Genomic DNA, 17,942 nt, shown 5'->3' on the forward strand with positions numbered 1-17,942 from the left:
CTCGGCACGCTTCATGCAATAAGATGCGCGGCCAGCCGGGAATGCCTCCCGGTGGTGATGCCGTGGTGCGCCGTCGCGCCGAGAAGATTCCAGGAGCTGAAATGGGTGCGACCATCGCACGGGATGCGCGCGACCTCACGCCGCATGAAAAGGCGGAAACCTATTTCCCCTGGTTCGACTGGCTCCGCGCGGCCTGCGCCTGCGCGGTCATGTGGTACCACGGACACATCTTCGCGTGGGATCACGCCGGCAATTTCGCAGTACAGATCTTCTTTGCGCTCAGTGGCTGGCTGATTGGCGGCATCCTGCTCGTGACGGCGCCGAGCTCGCTCCCCCGCTTCTATTTCAACCGGGCGGTCCGCATCTGGGCGCCCTACTATCTCGCCGCGGCAATCCTGCTGACCCTCAGCGTGATGCGCGAGCCGATCACGGCCAAGTGGATCGAGATCGTCATCTACAAGTTGACTTTCGTCTACAACCTGTTCGGAGTCCCGCAGCTCGCCCAATTCCACGAGGCCATGCCTCAGAAGGGCACGTTGAGCCACTTCTGGAGCGTCAACGTGGAGGAGCAGTTCTACCTGGCGGCTCCGATGCTGCTCGTGCTGCTGGGACGACCGTTCGGGCGCCTGCCTTGGCTCTGGGCGCTGCTCGCGCTGTTCGGGCTCACCACCAACTTGGGGGCCATCCTGCTCGGCGTCTTCGCGGCCACGACCGTGCATCGCTACGGCGATCTGCATCGCAAGCCAGCCATCAGGGCGGCGCTGGCGGCTGGCCTTGTCGTCGCAGTAGTGCTGCTGGCCGTCGATTTCCGGTACGACATCGTCGCGCCGTTTGCCGGCCTGTTCATCGTGCTGTTGCTGGCCACGCCGGGACGCCGCACGAAGCTCGGCACGCTGTTCGGCGGAATGTCCTATCCGCTGTACCTGAACCACTGGATCGGCATCTTCGCCAGCAACTTCCTGCTCGCTCGGCTGCATGTCAGCGAGTCACTGATGCTCGATGCCGTCGTTCAAGCGGCCATCGACCTGCCGCTGGCCATGGCACTCTACTGGTACGTGGATCGTCCGCTGCTGTCCCATCGTGCTGGCTGGTACACGCCACGGCGAGGCGTGGCGGTGACGATCGTCGCGTACCTCATCATCGCGATCGGGCTGGCCTACGGCTTCGCGATGCTGGGCAAGCTCCATCGAGCCGAGCCCACCGCCACCCAGGTCTCCGTCCCGGCTCGCTGAACGAGAGCGAGCCGGCCCAAGGCCTCCGAACAGGTCAGAACGTCGATTCCTCGTACAGCGGCAGCGTGAGGAACTCGGCGAAGGCCTCGTCCGTGCTCATCTTCTCGAAGATCTGCGCGGCGCGGTCGAACTCGCCGACGGCCGGCGTCGCCTTGATCTTGGCGAGCTCCTCGGCCACCAACGGGCGCACCATCGCGGCCGTCACCTTGCGGCCGTCGTCGAGCACGCCCTTGGGGCTGCGGATCCATTGCCAGACCTGCGAGCGGCTGATCTCGGCGGTGGCGGCGTCTTCCATCAGGTTGTGGATCGGCACGCAGCCGTTGCCCGCCAGCCAGGCGCCGAGGTAGTGGATGCCGACGTTGATGTTGTAGCGCAGGCCGGCCTCGGTGATCGGCGTCTCGGGCTGGAAGTCCAGCAGCTGGGCCGAGGTCACGGCGACGTCGGGGCGCTGCTTCTCCCACTGGTTCGGCTTGTCGCCGAGGACGGCGAGGAACTCCTTCATCGCCGGCTCGACCAGGCCCGGGTGCGCCACCCAGCCGCCGTCGTAGCCGTCGGTGGCGTCGCGCTTCTTGTCGTTGATGATGCCCTGCATCGCGATGGCGTTCTTCTCCGGATCGTTCTTGATCGGGATCAGCGCGCTCATGCCGCCGATCGCGGGCGCGCCGCGCTTGTGGCAGGTCTTGAGCAGCAGCAGCGCGTAGGCACGCATGAACGGCGAGGTCATCGTGACCTTGGAGCGCTCGGCCAGGCAGAAGTCGGTGTCGACCTTGAACTTCTTGATGCAGCTGAAGATGTAGTCCCAGCGGCCGGCGTTCAGGCCGGCCGAGTGTTCGCGCAGCTCGTACAGGATCTCGTCCATCTCGAAGGCGGCGAGGATGGTCTCGATCAGCACGGTGGCCTTGATCGTGCCCTGCGGCAGGCCCAGCTTGTCCTGCGCGCGCACGAAGAGGTCGTTCCACAGGCGCGCCTCGAGATGGCTTTCCATCTTGGGCAGGTAGAAGAACGGCCCGGCGCCGCGCGCGATCTGCTCCTTGGCGTTGTGGAACAGGAACAGGCCGAAGTCGAAGATGCCGCCCGACACGCGCTGGCCGTCGACCAGCACATGCTTTTCATCCAGGTGCCAGCCGCGCGGGCGCACCTGCAGCGTGGCGATGCGGTCGTTGAGCTTGTAGCTCTTGCCGTTGGACTCGAGCGTCAGCGTGCGGCGGATCGCCGCGGCCAGGTTGATCTGGCCCTGGATCTGGTTTTCCCACTTCGGGGCGTTGCTGTCCTCGAAGTCGGTCATGTAGCTGTCGGCGCCCGAGTTGAACGCGTTGATGACCATCTTGGCGTCGACCGGCCCGGTGATCTCGACGCGGCGGCATGCCAGCGCCTCGGGCAGCGGCGCGACCTTCCAGTCGCCCGCGCGGATGTGGGCGGTGGAGGCGAGGAAGTCGGGACGCTCGCCCGCGTCGAGCCGCGCGGTGCGCTCGACGCGCGCCGCCAGCAGTTCCTGCCGACGGCCCTCGAAGGTGCGGTGCAGGTCGGCGACGAAGGCCAGCGCCTCCGGCGTGAGGATGGCGTCGAAGCCGGGCTGGATCGCGCCGGAGATGGTCATGCCTTGCGGCAGCTTGAGGCTCATGTGGAAACTCCTGAAGGTTGATTCGAAGAAGGGTTGAAGTCAGGGGCGAGCGCGTCGGCCGTCGTATGGCCGGGTCGTTCGGCGGGCTGTTGACCCGCCACCGGCCACGCTCAGAAGAATTCGAGGACGTCGCGCAGCGAGTGCCCGACGCGCGTGGGTTGGATGCCGAGGCGCTCCATCGGGGCGTCGGCGCGGTTGATCCACAGCGTCGTGTAGCCGTACCAGGTGGCGCCGATCGCATCCCAGCAGTTGGACGACACGAACAGGATGTCCGACGCGGGCAGGCCCAGCGCGTCGGGCCCCAGCGCGTAGGCGGCCGGGTCGGTCTTGTAGCGCCGCGTGGCGTGCACGCTGAGGATCGGGTCGATCAACTCCACCATGCCAGCGCTGCGCAGCGTCACCTCGAGCATCTCGGGATCGCCGTTGGACAGCACGCCCGTACGAATGCCGCGATCGGCCAGCGCCAGCAGCACGGCGCGGTTCTCGGGAAACGCGGACAGGTGCCGGTATTCGTTCATCAGGCTGTCCTCGCCGGCGGCGTCCAGCGGCAGGCGCAGTGCCTGGGCAGTCACCTGCAGCGCATCGCGCGTCAGCTGCCAGAACGGGCGGTACTGGCCGCTCATCGACACGAGGCGCGAGTACTCGATCTGCTTGTCGCGCCACGCGCGCGCGAGACGCTCGCCCGCGCCCGGGAACATCTGCTCGGCGCGCAGGCCGACGCTGTAGACGTCCAGCAGCGTGCCATACACATCGAACAACACCGCCTTGGGCGGCGCGAAGCGGTCGGCGGAAGGGGTGCGGGCGTCCATCCAGCAAATCTATTCGATCCTCGAATGACGATTCCCACCATAATTTGCGATTGATTGATGACTTTTTCGTAAAACTGGTTCGGCCGCGATGGACAAGCTCAAGCAGATGGAAACCTTTGTCGCCGTCGCCCAGCGCGGCAGCCTGACGGCGGCGGCGCAGGCCGAGGGCGTGGCCCCGGCGGTCATCAGCCGGCGCCTCGACGGCCTGGAGACGCGGCTGGGCGTCAAGCTGCTCGCCCGCACGACGCGGCGCGTGTCCCTGACCCACGAGGGCAGCGCCTACCTCGAGGACTGCCAGCGCCTGCTGCACGACTTCGCCAGCGCCGAGGCCAGCGTGTCGGCCGGCGGCGTCAAGGCGAGCGGCCACCTGCGCATCACCGCGCCGGCCGGCTTCGGGCGTCGCCACGTCGCGCCGCTGGTGCCGCTGTTCCTGGCCGAGCATCCGGACGTCAGCCTGTCGCTGAACCTGTCCGACCGCGTGGTCGACATCGTCAACGAAGGCGTCGACTGCGCCGTGCGCGTCGGCGACCTGCAGGATTCCAGCCTCGTGGGCGTGCGCCTGGCCGACAACCGCCGCCTGTGCGTGGCCTCGCCCGCCTACCTGAAGCGCGCCGGCAAGCCGGCGATTCCCGCCGACCTGGCGCGCCACGCCTGCCTGACGCTCAGCTCGGAGGCCAGCCAACCCCGCGGCTGGGCGTTCACGGTCGCCGGCGAGCCGACGCACGTGCGCCTGAACGGCCGGCTGGACTGCACCGACGGCAAGGTGCTGCACGAGTGGTGCCTGGCCGGGCTGGGCATCGCCTGGCGCAGCACGTGGGAGGTCAGTGCCGACCTCAAGTCAGGGCGGCTGGTCAGCGTGCTGGACGACTTCGCGGCGCCGGCCAACGGCATCTTTGCGGTGTTTCCGCACGCGCGCCACCTGGCGCTTCGCGTGCGCCTGTGGATCGACTTCCTCAAGCACAGCTACGGCGACCCGCGCTACTGGAACCGCTAGCGCGGCGGCGGGCGCCGGCTCGCGCGCCTGCAGTGGCGACTCGGGCGCCGCAGCGATGCCCCGACCCGTGCTCTGCAGCGGAAACGCGAAGCGCGCGCGCATGTCGGAACGCCGCGCTCAGGACGCCGCGGCGGGCTTGGCCTTGCCCGACAAGCACTGCTTCATGAAGGACTTGCGGTCCGCGCCGTGCAGGTCCTTGGTCTTGGCGTCGGCATTGCAGGTCTTCATCTTGTTCTGCTGCGAGCCCGCCGCGGCGACGGCGGTCGGCTCGGAGGCCGTGGCGGCAGGCTCGTGGGCGCTGCGCGCGAAGGTGGCGCCGGCGGCGAGCGAGAACGACAGGGCGATGATCAGGAGCTTCATGGATTTCCTCGAATGATGTGAATGGACGTTGAAACGCGTCGCCATCGCGGCGACGTGCGTCCATGCTCAGGCCAGTCGTGGAAACTCTCCGCCGCGAAACGCCGGCATTACGGCCACCGCTCGCCAAATCACGTGGAAATCGGGCGATGCGCGCGTCACGCGCGCGCGGGCCGTCCAGAAACGACAAACCCGGCACGCGGCCGGGTCTGTCGGGAGCGCGAGGAATCGCGATCAGGCGGCCAGGCAGGCCTTCTGCGCGGCCTTGTAGTCGTCGCCCTTCTTGCCCTTGTTCTGCTTCGAGCACGCGGCCATCTTCTGCTGCTGCGTCATCGGGGCCGACGCGGCGGCCGGGGCGGCGGTGCCGGACAGGCAGGCCTTCTGCGCCGACTTGAAGTCATCGCCCTTCTTGCCCTTGTTGGCGGCCGAGCAGTCGGCCATCTTCTGCTGTTGCGCAGTCAGGGGCTTGCTGGCGGCCGCGTCGGCGGCGAACACGCCGGCGACGGCGACGGACAGGGCGATGGCGGTGATCAGTTGCTTCATGAGTGTGTCCTCTCTAGCGCCTGCGACGGGCGGGTGGTGCACCGTCGGCGACGGCGTGGAGGCATTGAAGCAAAGGCGCCGCTGGCCCACAAGCGGAAGTTGTCCCGTCAACGACAACGTTCACGCCGCGTTGTCCACGTTGTGGCTGCCAGCCGACGACGCCGTGACAATGGTCGGTCGTCACACGGGCGTGACAAACCGTGGCGTCAGAGCACGCGCCGCGGATGCGCCAGCGTCTCGTGCGCCGCGTGCAGCCGGCGCACCAGCACCTGGATGAACGCCTTGTCGAAGCGCATGCGCGATTCGGCGCTCAGCTGTTTGAGCGTCTCGGGCGTGAACGAGATCGTCGTGCACGGCTCGGAGACGATGATGTCGGCGCTGTGCCGCCGCAGGTCGGGGCTCGGCGCGAGATAGGCCATCTCGCCCACCGAGGTGCCGGCACCCAGCCGCGCCACGCGCTGGCCGTCGCGGAACACCTCCACCTCGCCCTGCGCGATGATGTGGAAGGTGTCGCCCTCCTGGCCCCGCCGGTAGACGCGATGGCCGTAGTGCAGCCGCTGCCACTTCGCGCGGTGCACCACCTCCCACAGCTCGACGTCGTCGAAGTCGGAGAAGAAATCCAGCGAGCGCAGCAGGTTGAAGCGCTCGGAGTCGAGCACCTTCTGCAGGCGCCCGCGCGGCACCTGGTGGTTGACGATCAGGCCCGACAGCGACTGCGCGAAGCTCTCCCAGTCCTGCGGCCGGTCGTCCTGCTTCTTGGCCAGGGCGCCGAGGATCACGGCCTCGAGCGCGGGCGTGACGCCCTCGCGCAGCGTCGTCAGCGGCGGCGGCTCGTTGTGGAAGATCTGGTTCATCAGCGCGACCTGCGTCTGCGCGTCGAACGGCGCCCGCCCCGAGATCAGGTGATACAGCACGGCGGCCAGCGCGTAGATGTCGGTGCGGCAGTCGAGCGTGTTGCCCTCGATCTGCTCGGGCGACATGTAGGCCAGCGAGCCGACGCGGTGGATCTGCGTGCGGTCGGAGTTGGTGTTGAGCACGCTGCCGAAGTCGCTCAGCTTGACGTCGATCACCTCGCCGTCCTGCAGCACGGCCAGGATGTTGGCGGGCTTGACGTCGCGGTGGATCAGGCCCTGGCGGTAGACGTAGCCCAGCGCCATCGCGCACTTGAAGCCGATCTCGACGACCTGCTCCAGCGGCAGCAGCTTGTCGGGGCGGCAGAACTCGCGCAGCGTCACGCCGGGCACGCACTCCATCACCAGGTAGGGCACCTGCGCGTCGCTGAAGGCCTCGTAGAGCTGAACGACGTTGGGATGGTTCAGCCGGCCGACCAGCGCGGCCTCGGCGGCGAAGAAGCGCGACCAGAAGTGCGCGTCGACGGCCGCCGTCTCGGACGACAACCGCAGCCGCTTGATCGCGACGTCGCGTTTGTTGAAGTCGTCGTGCGCGCGGAACACCTCGCTCGTAGCGCCGTCGCCCAGGCGCTCGAGCACCGTGTACTTGCCGATCGTCGACGGCAGTTCGCCCGCAGGCTCGGCGAGCCCGGAGGAATCTGCGTTGAAGACGGTGTCGCTCATCAGGAGGATTTTGTTGTCGGGGACGCCGGCGCCTCGCAGGCACCATGCGTCAGGGTCGATATTGATCCCTTTCGGGAGGTTCCGATCGGGCGAGAAATGGTTCGATTCTCGGGCTGTTCGGTCGCCCTGGGCAGACCGCCGGCCCGAGCGGCGAGCCCGCGAACCGTAGAATCCCTGCCATGATCCAAGCCAAATCCGAGCTGGCGCAGGCATTGGCGGCCGCGGTCGCCCTGGTCGCGCCGGACGCCGCGGTCACGCCCGCGTTCGAATCCCCCAAGCAGGCCGCCCACGGCGACCTGGCCATCACCCTCGCCATGCAGCTGGCCAAGCCGCTGCGCCTGGCGCCGCGCGCAGTCGCCGAACAGCTCGTGGCCGCGCTGAACGCGCAGCCGGCGGTGCAGCGCTGGGTGTCCGCGCTCGAGATCGCCGGCCCCGGCTTCATCAATCTGCGCCTGAAGCCCGAGGCGAAGCAGGCCGTCGTGGCCGAGGTGCTGGCCGGCGGCGAGCGCTTCGGCGTCCAGCCCGCCAACGGCAACAAGGTGATCGTCGAGTTCGTGTCGGCCAATCCGACCGGCCCGCTGCACGTCGGCCATGCCAGCCAGGCCGCGCTCGGCTCGACCGTCTGCAACCTGCTCGCCAGCCAGGGCTGGGCGGTGCAGCGCGAGTTCTACTACAACGACGCGGGCGTCCAGATCGGCACGCTGGCCCACAGCACGCAGCTGCGCATCAAGGGCTTCAAGCCGGGCGACGCGTGCTGGCCGACCGATCCGGACAATCCGGAAAGCAAGAAGTTCTACAACGGCGAATACATCGCCGACATCGCCGCCGACTTCCTCGCGAAGAAGATGGTCAAGGCCGACGACCGCGAGTTCACCGCCTCGGGCGACCCGGACGACCTCGACTCGATCCGCCAGTTCGCTGTCGCCTACCTGCGCCACGAGCAGGATCTCGACCTGCAGGCCTTCGGCGTGCGCTTCGACAACTACTTCCTCGAGACCAACCTGTACGCCAACAACGCAGTGGAGACCACCGTCGGCAAGCTGGTCGCCTCGGGCAAGACCTACGAGGCCGACAACGCGCTGTGGCTGCGCACCACCGAGTACGGCGACGACAAGGACCGCGTCATGCGCAAGTCCGACGGCACGTACACGTACTTCGTGCCCGACGTCGCCTACCACCTGGACAAGTGGGAGCGCGGCTTCGCCAAGGCCATCAACGTGCAGGGCAGCGACCACCACGGCACCGTCGCGCGCGTGCGCGCCGGCCTGCAGGCGGCCAACGAAGGGGTGCCCCAAGGGTGGCCCGACTACCTGCTGCACAAGATGATCACGGTGATGCGCGGCGGGCAGGAGGTCAAGATCTCCAAGCGCGCCGGCAGCTACGTGACGCTGCGCGACCTGATCGACTGGACCAGCCGCGATGCCGTCCGCTTCTTCCTGGTCAGCCGCAAGGCCGACACCGAGTTCGTATTCGACATCGACGTCGCGCTGAAGCAGAGCGACGAGAACCCGGTGTTCTACGTCCAGTATGCGCACGCCCGCATCTGCTCGGTGCTGCGCCAGTTCGCGGACAAGGGCGGCGACCTCTCGAAGGTCGGCCAAGCCGACCTGTCGCTGCTGACGGCGCCGTCGGAAGCCGCGCTGATGTTGAAACTCGCCGAATTCCCCGAGACGCTGGCCGCCGCCGCGCGCGACCTCGCGCCGCACGACATCGCCTACTACGCCCGCAGCGTGGCAGCGAGCTTCCACTCGTACTACGCCGCCGAGCGCTTCCTGGTCGACGACGCGGCGCTCGCGCTGGCGCGCCTGGCGCTGCTGACGGCCTCGGCCCAGGTGCTGCGCAACGCGCTGGCCATCCTCGGCGTGAGCGCGCCGGAAGCCATGAACCGCGACGAAGCCGTCGACACCCCGACCCCTGCCGCCTCCTGAACCCGGAACCCCGTCGTGAACCCTTCCATGAAGAACCAACGGGGCGGCTTCGCCCTGGGCCTGATCGTCGGCCTGTTGCTGGGCCTGGCCGTGGCGCTCGCCGTCGCGCTCTACGTCACCAAGACGCCGGTGCCGCTGATGAACAAGGGCCAGCAGCGCACGCCCGAGCAGGACGCCGCCGAGACCGAGCGCAACAAGACCTGGGATCCGAATGCGGCACTCGCCGGCAAGCCGCCGGTGCGCTCGGTGGCGCCGCCCCCGGCGGCTCCTGCGTCCGACACCGCGATGGTGCCGCGCGTCGCCGCGCCGGTGCTGCCGCCCGCCAACGAGGGCAAGGTCGCCGCGCCCGCCGGCTCGGCCGCGCAGGCGCGCGCCGAGGCGCCGAAGAGCACGCGCGACGCCGCGGCCATCCTGGCCGGCCGCGCGTCGGTCGAGGCGGGCGAAGCGACCCCGGTCGCAGCGGCCGGCGCCGACCCGTTCATCTATTTCGTGCAAGTTGGCGCCTACTCCAAAGCCGAAGACGCCGAGCAGCAGCGCGCCAAGCTGGCCCTGGCCGGGCTGCGCGCGACGGTCTCGGAACGCGAACAAAACGGCCGCACTGTCCACCGAGTCCGGCTTGGGCCGTTTGACAGGAAGGACGAGGCCGACCTGCAGACCGACCGCGCGAAAGCCATCGATCCGGACGCGTCGCTGGTGCGCGTCGAACGAGCGAAACAATGAACTTCGAGACCGGCGGACAGCTCTACAGCGTTCCCGGCCCCTCCCCTGAAAGGATTTCGATGAACCGCCGCGAGTTTTCCCTGCAACTGGCCGGCACGGCCGGCGCGGTGGCCTTGTCCAGCCTCCTGCCCGGCCTCGCGTTCGCGTCGCCCAGCGCGCCGGTCGACGGCACGGACTACCTCACGCTGAAGACGCCACTGGTCGTGCCCAAGACGGGCAAGGTGGAAGTGATCGAGTTCTTCTGGTACGGCTGCCCGCACTGCTTCGCCTTCGAGCCGACGATCGAGCCCTGGATCGCCAAGCAGCCGGCCGACGTGCACTTCCACCGCGTTCACGTCGGCTTCAGCGCGCTGCACGAGACGCATGCGCGGATCTACTACACCTGGGAGGCGCTGGGCCTGGTCGATGCCATGCACACGAAGACTTTCGACCGCTTCCACGTGCAGCGCAAGCCGATCAACAACGAGGCGGACATGCTGGCCTTCGCGCAGGAGAACGGCCTGGACGTCGCCAAGGTCAAGCAGGCCTGGGGCAGCTTCGGCATCGGCACGAAGATCGCGCAGGCCAAGCAGCTGACCGAGGACTACCGCATCGACGGCGTGCCGATGATCGGCATCCACGGCCGCTACACGACGGCGCCGTCGATGGGCGGCGGCACCGAATGCCTGGTGACCACCGACGCACTGGTCGCGCGGCTGCGCAAGACGGCCTGATTCGCGGCTCGCGAACGCTGCTCGCCGCCTTGCGAAGGGCGTTCGCGCCGGCGTTGGCTGCGGCAGACAGCACGATCGGCCCGGCGCCAAAAGGGTGGTAACGGTGCGCGTCGCCGGGATGTGCGGGCTAGAATGGTCTGCAATTTCCGTGCCGATCCTTATGCGTCCGCTTACAACTGCCTTCACGCCTGAATCCACCCGTGCGCCTGCGCCTCGGCGCCCAGGCATGGCAGCGCTCTGCACGGCCCTGGCGGTCGCCGCCGCCGTGGCCGGCCCGGCGCATGCCGAGCGCGCGGATCGCAGCAAGCCGATGAGCGTGACCAGCTCGGGCGGCAACCCGGACGTCGTCGACCTCAAGAAGCACAGCGCCGTCTTCATCGGCAACGTCATCATCACGCAGGGCACGCTGGAGATCCACGCCGACCGCGTCGAGGTCAGCGAGGATCCGGACGGCCAGCGCCTGGGCTTCGCCTACGGCTCGCCCGAGCACCCCGCCACGTTCCGCCAGAAGCGCGATGGCGAGGACGAATACAGCGAGGGCGACTCGACGCGCATCGAGTACGACAGCGCCGCCAACCGCGTGCGCTTCGTCGGCGCGGCGCACCTGCGCATGCTCAAGGGCACCGTCGTGACCGACCAGGCCAACGCGGCGCTGATCACCTACGACACCGCCACCGACACGATCAAGCTCGGCTCGGGCGAGGCCGGCACGGCGTCCTCGAGCGCCGGCGGCCGCACGACGGTCGTCTTCACGCCGAAGGCGCCGGCCTCGTCGGCCAAGGCGCCCGGGCCGCTCAAGCTCGACACGCCGACGCCGGCACCGGGGTCGACCAAATGAGCGAAGGCCTCCAGAACACGGCGCAGGTCAAGCCTGGCACCGCGGTCTCGCCGTCCGCCACGCCCGTCACGCCGCCGCCGGTGCGCGGTTCGGTGCCGTCGGGCGCGGACGCCGCGAGCGCGACGCAGAGCCGGCTCGAGGCGACCGGCCTGCGCAAGTCGTACGGCGCGCGGCTGGTGGTCAAGGAAGTGCACCTGGCCGTCAACGCCGGCGAGGTGGTCGGCCTGCTCGGGCCCAACGGCGCCGGCAAGACGACGACGTTCTACATGGTCGTGGGCCTGGTGCGCGCCGACGCCGGCGACATCCGCATCGACGGCCAGCAGATCTCCCACAAGCCCATCCACCAGCGCTCGCGCCTGGGCCTGAGCTACCTGCCGCAGGAAGCCTCGATCTTTCGCAAGCTGACCGTCGACGAGAACATCCGCGCCGTGCTGGAGCTGCAGTTCGACGAGAACGGCAAGGCGCTCAAGCCGGCCGAGATCGACAAGCGCCTGGACGGCCTGCTCAACGACCTCAGCCTGACGCACCTGCGCGATTCGCCGGCGCCGTCGCTGTCCGGCGGCGAGCGCCGGCGCGTCGAGATCGCCCGTGCGCTCGCGACGCAGCCGCGCTTCATCCTGCTCGACGAACCCTTCGCGGGCGTCGATCCGATCGCCGTCATCGAGATCCAGCGCATCATCGGCTTCCTGAAGGCGCGCGGCATCGGCGTGCTGATCACCGACCACAACGTTCGCGAGACGCTGGGCATCTGCGACCGCGCCTACATCATCAGCGAAGGCCGGGTGCTTGCCGAAGGCACGCCGGCGGAGATCGTCGAGAACGCCGACGTGCGGCGCGTGTACCTCGGCGAGCACTTCCGCATGTGAGGCTGGCAAAGTGAAAGCCTCGCTGCAGGTCCGCCTGTCGCAACATCTCGCGCTGACGCCGCAGTTGCAGCAGTCCATCCGGCTGCTGCAGCTCTCGACCCTGGAATTGCACCAGGAGATCGAGCAGATGATGGAGCAGAACCCCTTCCTCGAGCCCGAGGAGGAGACGGTGCTGCCCGAAGCGCAGTTCGAGGGCCTCAACGCCAGCACGTCCGCCAGCGCGAGCGACAGCGCCAAGAGCGCCACGGACGCCGACGCCGATGGCCGCACCGGCAACGACAACGTCGACGAGCCCGCGGGCGTCGACACGGCCGAATTCGGCACGACCGAGCGGGACGATTGGGAGAACGGCACCGAGCGCGACGACTTCGACGGCATCCGCGAGCTGCCGGCCTCGGCCAGCGGCCAGTCGGGCGACGGCGACGACGACTTCGAGCGCCAGAACCGCGCCGATGCGGGCGTCAGCCTCGAGGATCACCTGCGCACGCAGTTGTCCAGCCTGCGCTTGTCCGAGGAAGACGCGGCGGCGGTGCTGGTGCTGATCGAGTCGCTCAACGAGGACGGCTATCTCGCCGACCCGCTCGAGGAGATCGCGGCGCGCCTGGCCGAGGTGCTGGGCGTCGAGGACGACGAGGAACGCGAGGAGCTCATGCACCGCCTGCAGTGCGGTCTGAACTTCCTGCAGAGCATGGAGCCCACCGGCGTCGGCGCGCGCTCTCTCGGCGAGTGCCTGAGCCTGCAGCTGCGCCAGAAGCCGCCGCAGAAGTCGACCGCCGTCACGCTGCTGGCCGCGCTGAAGATCTGCACCGAGCACCTGGGATTGCTGGCGCGGCGCGACTTCAAGAAGATCGCCCAGCTGATCGAGATGGACGAGCCGACGGTGCGCGCCGCGCAGGGCCTGATCGTCGCGCTCGAGCCCAAGCCGGGACGGCCGTTCGCGCGCGCCGAGGAGCAGATCATCATCCCCGACGTGATCGTGATGAAGGTCGCCCGCCAGTGGCGCGCCGTGCTCAATCCGGACGTGATGCCCAAGCTGCGCGTCAACGACCTGTACGCGCAGGCGATCAAGTCGCAGCGCTCGTCGGGCACCGCGCTGACCGCGCGGCTGCAGGAGGCGCGCTGGTTCATCCGCAACATCCAGCAGCGCTTCGACACCATCCTGCGCGTGTCGCAGGCCATCATCGAGCGCCAGAAGAACTTCTTTTCCCACGGCGCGATCGCGATGAAGCCGCTGGTGCTGCGCGAGATCGCCGACGAGCTCGGGCTGCACGAGTCCACCATCTCGCGCGTGACCACCGCCAAGTACATGGCCACGCCGTTCGGCACCTTCGAGCTGAAGTACTTCTTCGGCTCGTCGCTCAACACCGAGGCCGGCGGCAACGCGTCGTCGACCGCCGTGCGCGCGCTGATCAAGCAGCTCGTGGCGGCCGAGAGCCCGGCCAAGCCGCTGTCCGACAGCCAGCTCGCCGAGCTGCTCGAGGGCCAGGGCATCCAGGTGGCGCGCCGCACCGTCGCCAAGTACCGCGAAGCCCTGAAGATCGCGCCGGCCAACCTGCGCAAGACTGTCTGACCGTTCCTCCAAACGCGTCCGCAAGAGCGGACGTTCCTCAACGTGCCAAAGGGTGCACTGCCATGAACAACAAGCCCGATTTCCTCTTCGTCACCTGCGCCAACGGCAGCGAGGAATTGCTCGCCGAGGAATGCGTGCGCATCCTCGGGCCGAACCAGGGGGTGGTGGCCGGGCGTGGCGGCGTGATGGTCGACGAGAGCGTCGAGAACGCGATGCGCCTGAACCTGCGCAGCCGCATCGCGCAGCGCGTGCTGTGGCCGATGGTGGACGGCGACTACCGCGACGAGCACGACCTCTACGACCTCGGCCGCCGCATCAACTGGTCGGAGTGGATCACGCCGGACGAGACGATCCGCGTGGACGTCACCGCCCAGCGCTCGCCGCTGCAGAGCCTGAACTTCGCCGCGCTGCGCATCAAGGACGCGGTCTGCGACGTGATGCGCGAGCAGGCCGGCGCGCGGCCCAGCGTCGACACGCGCTTCCCCGATCTCGCGATCAGCCTGCACGTCGACCCGACGCACGCGTGGATCGCGATCGACCTGTCCGGCGAGGCCTTGTTCAAGCGCGGCTGGCGCGAGCAGCAGGGCGAGGCCCCGCTGAAGGAGACGCTGGCGTCCACGCTGGTCTATGCCGCCGGCTGGCAGGGCCGGCCCGAGGACGGCGGCCTGCTGGATCCGTGCTGCGGCGCCGGCACCATCGCCATCGAGGCCGCGCAGATCGCGTGCAACGTGGCGCCGGGCCTGACGCGCCGCTTCGCCTTCGAGCGCCTGCGGCCTTTCCTCGAGTACTCGAAGCTGTGGGGCGAGATGCAGGTCGAGGCGCGCGACGTCATCGTCAAGCCGGCGGTGCCGATCTGGGCCGGCGACGTCTCGTTCCGCATGACCGACTTCGCCTCGCGCAACGCGGAGCGCGCGGGCGTCGCGCACGCGATCGAGTTCAAGACCGCCGACGCGCTGCAGCGGCTGGCGCCGGCCGACCGCGGCACGATCGTGATGAACCCGCCCTACGGCGAGCGCATCGACGCCAAGGGCCGCGGCAGCCAGGACGCCCCTCGCGCGCCGCGCACGTTCGCGGCCCCGCGCGCGGGCGACGCGCGTGACGCGGGCGCGCGCCCGCGCGGGCCGGGCGCGGACGCGTTCGAGCGCGAAAACCCGGAGGCCGCACGCCGCGGCGGGCGCGAGTCGGCGATCGTCGACGGCGACAGCAGCGGCAACGCCGGTGAATTCTTCGCCCAGCTGGCCACGCACTGGAAGCGCAACTACAGCGGCTGGACGGCCTGGGTGCTGAGCCCGGACATGAAGCTGCCGACCGCGATGCGCCTGAAGGAAAGCCGCCGCGTGCCGATGTGGAACGGCCCGATCGAGTGCCGCCTGTTCCGCTTCGACATGGTCAGCGGCTCCGCCCGCGGCGGTGGACAAGCGACGGCGCCAACGAGTAACTGAACGTCAAATCCCGGTCAGCGCCGCGCAAGGCAGCCGCTCCGAACGCCGTCAACGACCGGTCTCCAGGATTCGTTTTCTGGGTGCGTACGACGCACACACACAACGACCCCTCGAAAGGAGACCCTCGTGTCCCACAAGCTCTCGACCACCGTCCTCGCCGCGCTCGCGCTGGCCGCCTCGTTCACCGCCCTGTCGGCCAACGCCGCCGACCTGCCCGGCAAGCACCCCGCCTACCTGCACGCGCTGACCGACCTGCGCGCCGCGCGCTGGAACCTCGAGCACCGCCCCGGCGACGCCGCCGTCAGCGCGCAGGAAGACGTCGCGATCGTGGAGACCGACCGCGCGATCCACGAGGCCAAGACGGCCGCGATGGAAGATGGCAAGAACATCGAGGATCACCCGCACGAGGACGCGAAGATCGAACGCGCCGGCCGCCTGCACCACGCGCTCGAGTTCCTGGAGAAGGCCAAGAACGACGTCGCGCGCGAGGAAGACAATCCGGAGACGCGCGACCTGCGCAACCGCATCGTCCAGCACACCGACCTGGCCATCGAAGCCACCAGGCACGCTATCCGCGACGTCGAACAAGGCCGTTGATCGGACGTCGCCGAGATGAGATAGCGGCCGCTGTCCGCGAGCAGCGGGCGAACCTGCGAATGCAGCGCCGTCGCTCGGATCGATCGGGCTGGGGACGTCGATGGTCATGGCTGCGCGCTGTCGTCGGGACGCGGACGAGTCTGCCAGCGAGCGCGTCAAGAAGCCTTCTCGAATCCGGCAGCTTCGTTCACGCCGGGCTGGACAGCAGCACGGCCATCTGCGCGAGCCAGGCCAGCGGCGCGGTGTCGGCGCGCAGGATCAAGCCGCCCAGGCTGACGCGCGTGAAGCCGCGCGCGGCCGCGGCGGCCTCCTCGTCCGCCGTCAGTCCGCCCTCCGGGCCGCTCAGCGCGAGCCAGCGGCCGGCCGGCACGCCCGACACGGCGCGCGCCAACGGCGGCGCGCTGCCGGTGCTCATGACGAAACGGCCCGCGTGCGGCGCCGGGTCGGGCTGCGCTGCGAGCCAAGTGCCCAGGCTGCGCACCGGCGCGACGACGGGCACGCGCGTGCGGCCGCTCTGCTCGCTGGCGCCGACCGCCACGGCCTGCCAGTGGGCCACGCGCCTGGCGGCGCGATCGCCGTCCAGCCGCAGCACGGAACGCTCGGTCTGCAAGGGCTGGATCGCGGCCACGCCCAGCTCCGTGGCCTTCTCGATGAGCGCGTCCATGCGCTCGTTGGTGGGCATGCCCAGCGCGACCTCGAGATCGAAGGGCAGCTCGCGATCCGCGGCCTCGTGGGCATCGACCCGCACGTCGACGTCGCGCTTGCCCATGCGCGTCACCTTCGCCAGCCACTCGCCGCCGGCGCCGTCGAACAGCCGCAGGTCGTCGCCCGGCTGCAGGCGGCGCACCTGGACGTGGCGGGCGGCGTCCTCCGGCAGCGCGAATTCGAGGCCGGCGGACAGGGGGGATTCGACGTACAGACGCAGGGACATGAGGTAGTCTGGGCAAGCGACAGCCGCCAGTGTGCGGCATGCCCATTGTCGCCTCGCCGTCCCCCGCGCGCGCGCCATACCCGCCAGGGTACGATGCCGCCGCCAGGCCGCCCTTGCAGACCGTCCGCACCCATGAGCGACCGATCCATTTCCTCCCCCACGCCCGACGGCGACGCGCTGCTGGCGCAGGCCGACGCGTTGCACGACGAGGAGCCGCAGAAGGCCCTCAAGCTGCTGCGCGCGCTGGACATCGCGACCGTCTCGACGAGCCGGCTGCAGCGGCTGTCCTTCCTGCTCGATCATGTGCTGGGCGAGAAGTTCGAGCTGTGGGCCGAAGCCCTCGCGGGCCAGCGCGCGCTCGTGCGCCAGGCCGGTGCGGACGCGACGCCGGTGACCTTCCGCCACGCCGCCATCGCCGCGCAGGTCGCCGGCGACACGGCCCTGGCGCGAGACTGGACGCAGGCGCTCGCGGCCAGCTCGGACGCGCCGCTCGCCAAGGCGCGCGCGCTGGTCTCGCTCGGCGCGGTGGGCTTCTCGGTGAGCCGGCTGGGCGCCGAGTCGGCCGGACGCCTCACGCTGCAGGCGCTGCAGCCGCTGGCCGCGCTGCACGCCACGCCGGGCAACGGCCTGGACGCGGCGTTCGGTGCCGTCACCAACAACCTGGCGTCGGAGCTGCTGGAGCGCCCGCTGGACGACCTCGCACAGCCCGACCTGCGCACCGCGCTGCAGCTCTGCGCCGAGCACGCACAACGCTTCTGGGAGCGGGCCGGCACCTGGGTCAACCACGAACGCGCGCACTACCTGAGCGCCATGGCTGCCAACGCGCTGGGCCGGGGCGCCGACGGCGTCGCGCAGGCGCGTGCAGGGCTGGCGCTGCTGGACCAGTTCGACCACGATGGCAACGAGCGGGTCGACCGCGCCTTCCTGGAGCTCGAGCTCGCGATGGGCCTGCGGCTCGCGCAGCTGCCGGGGCGCGCGGACGCGCTCGCCCGCGCGCTCGCGCTGGCGGCGCAGTTCGGCAAGCCCTGGCTGGATCGCTGGTTCGCCGAGCGCAACACGCGCAACGAGGCGCTGGCGCGTCACTACGGGCGCTAGTTGTGAACCGTCAACAGGTGGTCCCTCAAAGTGCTGAGCCTGGAGATGGGCGGCACGCCGCCGATGCCGCTATGAGGACGATGGCAGTTGTAGTGGTGCTGCCAGCTGGCGA

General features: G+C 69.4%; 18 protein-coding genes. 11 read left to right on the forward strand and 7 right to left on the reverse strand.

From position 1 onward, the window contains the following. Nucleotides 1–101: 101 nt before the first annotated feature. Entirely contained in the window at nt 102–1,232 is a 1,131-nt protein-coding gene (locus LPC04_RS09230) for an acyltransferase family protein (protein ID WP_275681881.1), read from the forward strand. Between the two features lie 34 nt (nt 1,233–1,266). Here the strand turns inward: LPC04_RS09230 and aceB are convergent, their stop codons facing one another. Beyond that, entirely contained in the window at nt 1,267–2,853 is a 1,587-nt protein-coding gene (gene aceB / locus LPC04_RS09235) for a malate synthase A (protein WP_275681882.1), read from the reverse strand. A gap of 110 nt (nt 2,854–2,963) precedes the next feature. Then, the gene (locus LPC04_RS09240; protein WP_275681883.1) at nt 2,964–3,662 is read right to left on the reverse strand and encodes a haloacid dehalogenase type II; all 699 of its coding nucleotides are present in this window, start codon (nt 3,660–3,662) and stop codon (nt 2,964–2,966) included. A gap of 88 nt (nt 3,663–3,750) precedes the next feature. On the opposite strand from LPC04_RS09240, the gene LPC04_RS09245 reads away from it, so the two are divergent. Beyond that, nucleotides 3,751–4,656, forward strand: a complete 906-nt coding sequence (locus LPC04_RS09245) for a LysR family transcriptional regulator (RefSeq protein WP_275681884.1) — start codon at nt 3,751–3,753, stop codon at nt 4,654–4,656. A gap of 117 nt (nt 4,657–4,773) precedes the next feature. Here LPC04_RS09245 and LPC04_RS09250 read toward each other — a convergent pair whose 3' ends face one another. From LPC04_RS09250 to LPC04_RS09260, 3 genes are all read right to left on the reverse strand, one after another. Next, a complete protein-coding gene (locus LPC04_RS09250; protein ID WP_275681885.1) occupies nt 4,774–5,016 on the reverse strand; it encodes a PsiF family protein in 243 nt (80 codons plus the stop codon). Nucleotides 5,017–5,247: 231 nt separating this feature from the next. After that, nucleotides 5,248–5,556 carry a PsiF family protein gene (locus tag LPC04_RS09255; RefSeq protein ID WP_275681886.1) on the reverse strand — a complete coding sequence of 103 codons (309 nt, stop codon included), beginning with the start codon at nt 5,554–5,556 and terminating at the stop codon, nt 5,248–5,250. Between the two features lie 206 nt (nt 5,557–5,762). Continuing rightward, nucleotides 5,763–7,130: a serine/threonine-protein kinase gene (locus LPC04_RS09260; protein WP_275681887.1), complete on the reverse strand. Its 1,368-nt coding sequence runs from the start codon at nt 7,128–7,130 to the stop codon at nt 5,763–5,765. A 179-nt stretch (nt 7,131–7,309) separates the two neighbouring features. Between LPC04_RS09260 and argS the strand changes: the two genes are divergently transcribed. The 8 genes from argS (at nt 7,310) to LPC04_RS09300 (ending at nt 15,804) form a co-directional block, all read left to right on the forward strand. Further along, entirely contained in the window at nt 7,310–9,058 is a 1,749-nt protein-coding gene (argS, locus tag LPC04_RS09265) for an arginine--tRNA ligase (RefSeq protein WP_275681888.1), read from the forward strand. Between the two features lie 27 nt (nt 9,059–9,085). Further along, entirely contained in the window at nt 9,086–9,778 is a 693-nt protein-coding gene (locus LPC04_RS09270) for an SPOR domain-containing protein (RefSeq protein ID WP_275681889.1), read from the forward strand. Nucleotides 9,779–9,837: 59 nt separating this feature from the next. Next, nucleotides 9,838–10,491 (forward strand): thiol:disulfide interchange protein DsbA/DsbL, encoded by a 654-nt coding sequence (locus LPC04_RS09275; RefSeq protein WP_275681890.1) that lies wholly within the window; start codon nt 9,838–9,840, stop codon nt 10,489–10,491. Nucleotides 10,492–10,717: 226 nt separating this feature from the next. Then, entirely contained in the window at nt 10,718–11,329 is a 612-nt protein-coding gene (gene lptA / locus LPC04_RS09280) for a lipopolysaccharide transport periplasmic protein LptA (RefSeq protein WP_275681891.1), read from the forward strand. Then, nucleotides 11,326–12,195 carry an LPS export ABC transporter ATP-binding protein gene (gene lptB / locus LPC04_RS09285; protein WP_275681892.1) on the forward strand — a complete coding sequence of 290 codons (870 nt, stop codon included), beginning with the start codon at nt 11,326–11,328 and terminating at the stop codon, nt 12,193–12,195. The genes lptA and lptB overlap by 4 nt, the downstream gene beginning before the upstream one ends. Before the next feature lie 10 nt (nt 12,196–12,205). Further along, entirely contained in the window at nt 12,206–13,765 is a 1,560-nt protein-coding gene (locus LPC04_RS09290; RefSeq protein ID WP_275681893.1) for an RNA polymerase factor sigma-54, read from the forward strand. A 62-nt stretch (nt 13,766–13,827) separates the two neighbouring features. Continuing rightward, on the forward strand, nt 13,828–15,207 hold the full coding sequence (locus LPC04_RS09295; protein ID WP_275681894.1) for a THUMP domain-containing class I SAM-dependent RNA methyltransferase: 1,380 nt from the start codon (nt 13,828–13,830) through the stop codon (nt 15,205–15,207). 126 nt (nt 15,208–15,333) lie between these two features. Further along, the gene (locus tag LPC04_RS09300; RefSeq protein WP_275681895.1) at nt 15,334–15,804 is read left to right on the forward strand and encodes a hypothetical protein; all 471 of its coding nucleotides are present in this window, start codon (nt 15,334–15,336) and stop codon (nt 15,802–15,804) included. A 187-nt stretch (nt 15,805–15,991) separates the two neighbouring features. On the opposite strand, the gene LPC04_RS09305 is transcribed toward LPC04_RS09300, so the two are convergent. Continuing rightward, a complete protein-coding gene (locus tag LPC04_RS09305; protein ID WP_275681896.1) occupies nt 15,992–16,735 on the reverse strand; it encodes a 16S rRNA (uracil(1498)-N(3))-methyltransferase in 744 nt (247 codons plus the stop codon). A 132-nt stretch (nt 16,736–16,867) separates the two neighbouring features. Here LPC04_RS09305 and LPC04_RS09310 point away from each other — a divergent pair, with 132 nt between their 5' ends. Then, entirely contained in the window at nt 16,868–17,830 is a 963-nt protein-coding gene (locus LPC04_RS09310) for a hypothetical protein (RefSeq protein WP_275681897.1), read from the forward strand. Here LPC04_RS09310 and LPC04_RS09315 read toward each other — a convergent pair. After that, nucleotides 17,827–17,942: integrase core domain-containing protein (locus LPC04_RS09315; protein WP_275681946.1), on the reverse strand; the 116-nt coding region annotated here is incomplete at its 5' end. The genes LPC04_RS09310 and LPC04_RS09315 overlap by 4 nt on opposite strands.

This window comes from Scleromatobacter humisilvae (assembly GCF_023231945.1).
Classification (GTDB): domain Bacteria; phylum Pseudomonadota; class Gammaproteobacteria; order Burkholderiales; family Burkholderiaceae_C; genus Scleromatobacter; species Scleromatobacter humisilvae.

Coding starts and splice junctions, on each gene's coding strand:
- LPC04_RS09275 (WP_275681890.1), top strand. CDS start 9,838: ATGAACCGCCGCGAGTTTTCCCTGCAACTGGCCGGCACGGCCGGCGCG.
- aceB (WP_275681882.1), bottom strand. CDS start 2,853: ATGAGCCTCAAGCTGCCGCAAGGCATGACCATCTCCGGCGCGATCCAG.
- LPC04_RS09295 (WP_275681894.1), top strand. CDS start 13,828: ATGAACAACAAGCCCGATTTCCTCTTCGTCACCTGCGCCAACGGCAGC.
- LPC04_RS09260 (WP_275681887.1), bottom strand. CDS start 7,130: ATGAGCGACACCGTCTTCAACGCAGATTCCTCCGGGCTCGCCGAGCCT.
- LPC04_RS09245 (WP_275681884.1), top strand. CDS start 3,751: ATGGACAAGCTCAAGCAGATGGAAACCTTTGTCGCCGTCGCCCAGCGC.
- argS (WP_275681888.1), top strand. CDS start 7,310: ATGATCCAAGCCAAATCCGAGCTGGCGCAGGCATTGGCGGCCGCGGTC.
- lptB (WP_275681892.1), top strand. CDS start 11,326: ATGAGCGAAGGCCTCCAGAACACGGCGCAGGTCAAGCCTGGCACCGCG.
- lptA (WP_275681891.1), top strand. CDS start 10,718: ATGGCAGCGCTCTGCACGGCCCTGGCGGTCGCCGCCGCCGTGGCCGGC.
- LPC04_RS09240 (WP_275681883.1), bottom strand. CDS start 3,662: ATGGACGCCCGCACCCCTTCCGCCGACCGCTTCGCGCCGCCCAAGGCG.
- LPC04_RS09255 (WP_275681886.1), bottom strand. CDS start 5,556: ATGAAGCAACTGATCACCGCCATCGCCCTGTCCGTCGCCGTCGCCGGC.
- LPC04_RS09310 (WP_275681897.1), top strand. CDS start 16,868: ATGAGCGACCGATCCATTTCCTCCCCCACGCCCGACGGCGACGCGCTG.
- LPC04_RS09305 (WP_275681896.1), bottom strand. CDS start 16,735: ATGTCCCTGCGTCTGTACGTCGAATCCCCCCTGTCCGCCGGCCTCGAA.
- LPC04_RS09270 (WP_275681889.1), top strand. CDS start 9,086: ATGAAGAACCAACGGGGCGGCTTCGCCCTGGGCCTGATCGTCGGCCTG.
- LPC04_RS09230 (WP_275681881.1), top strand. CDS start 102: ATGGGTGCGACCATCGCACGGGATGCGCGCGACCTCACGCCGCATGAA.
- LPC04_RS09250 (WP_275681885.1), bottom strand. CDS start 5,016: ATGAAGCTCCTGATCATCGCCCTGTCGTTCTCGCTCGCCGCCGGCGCC.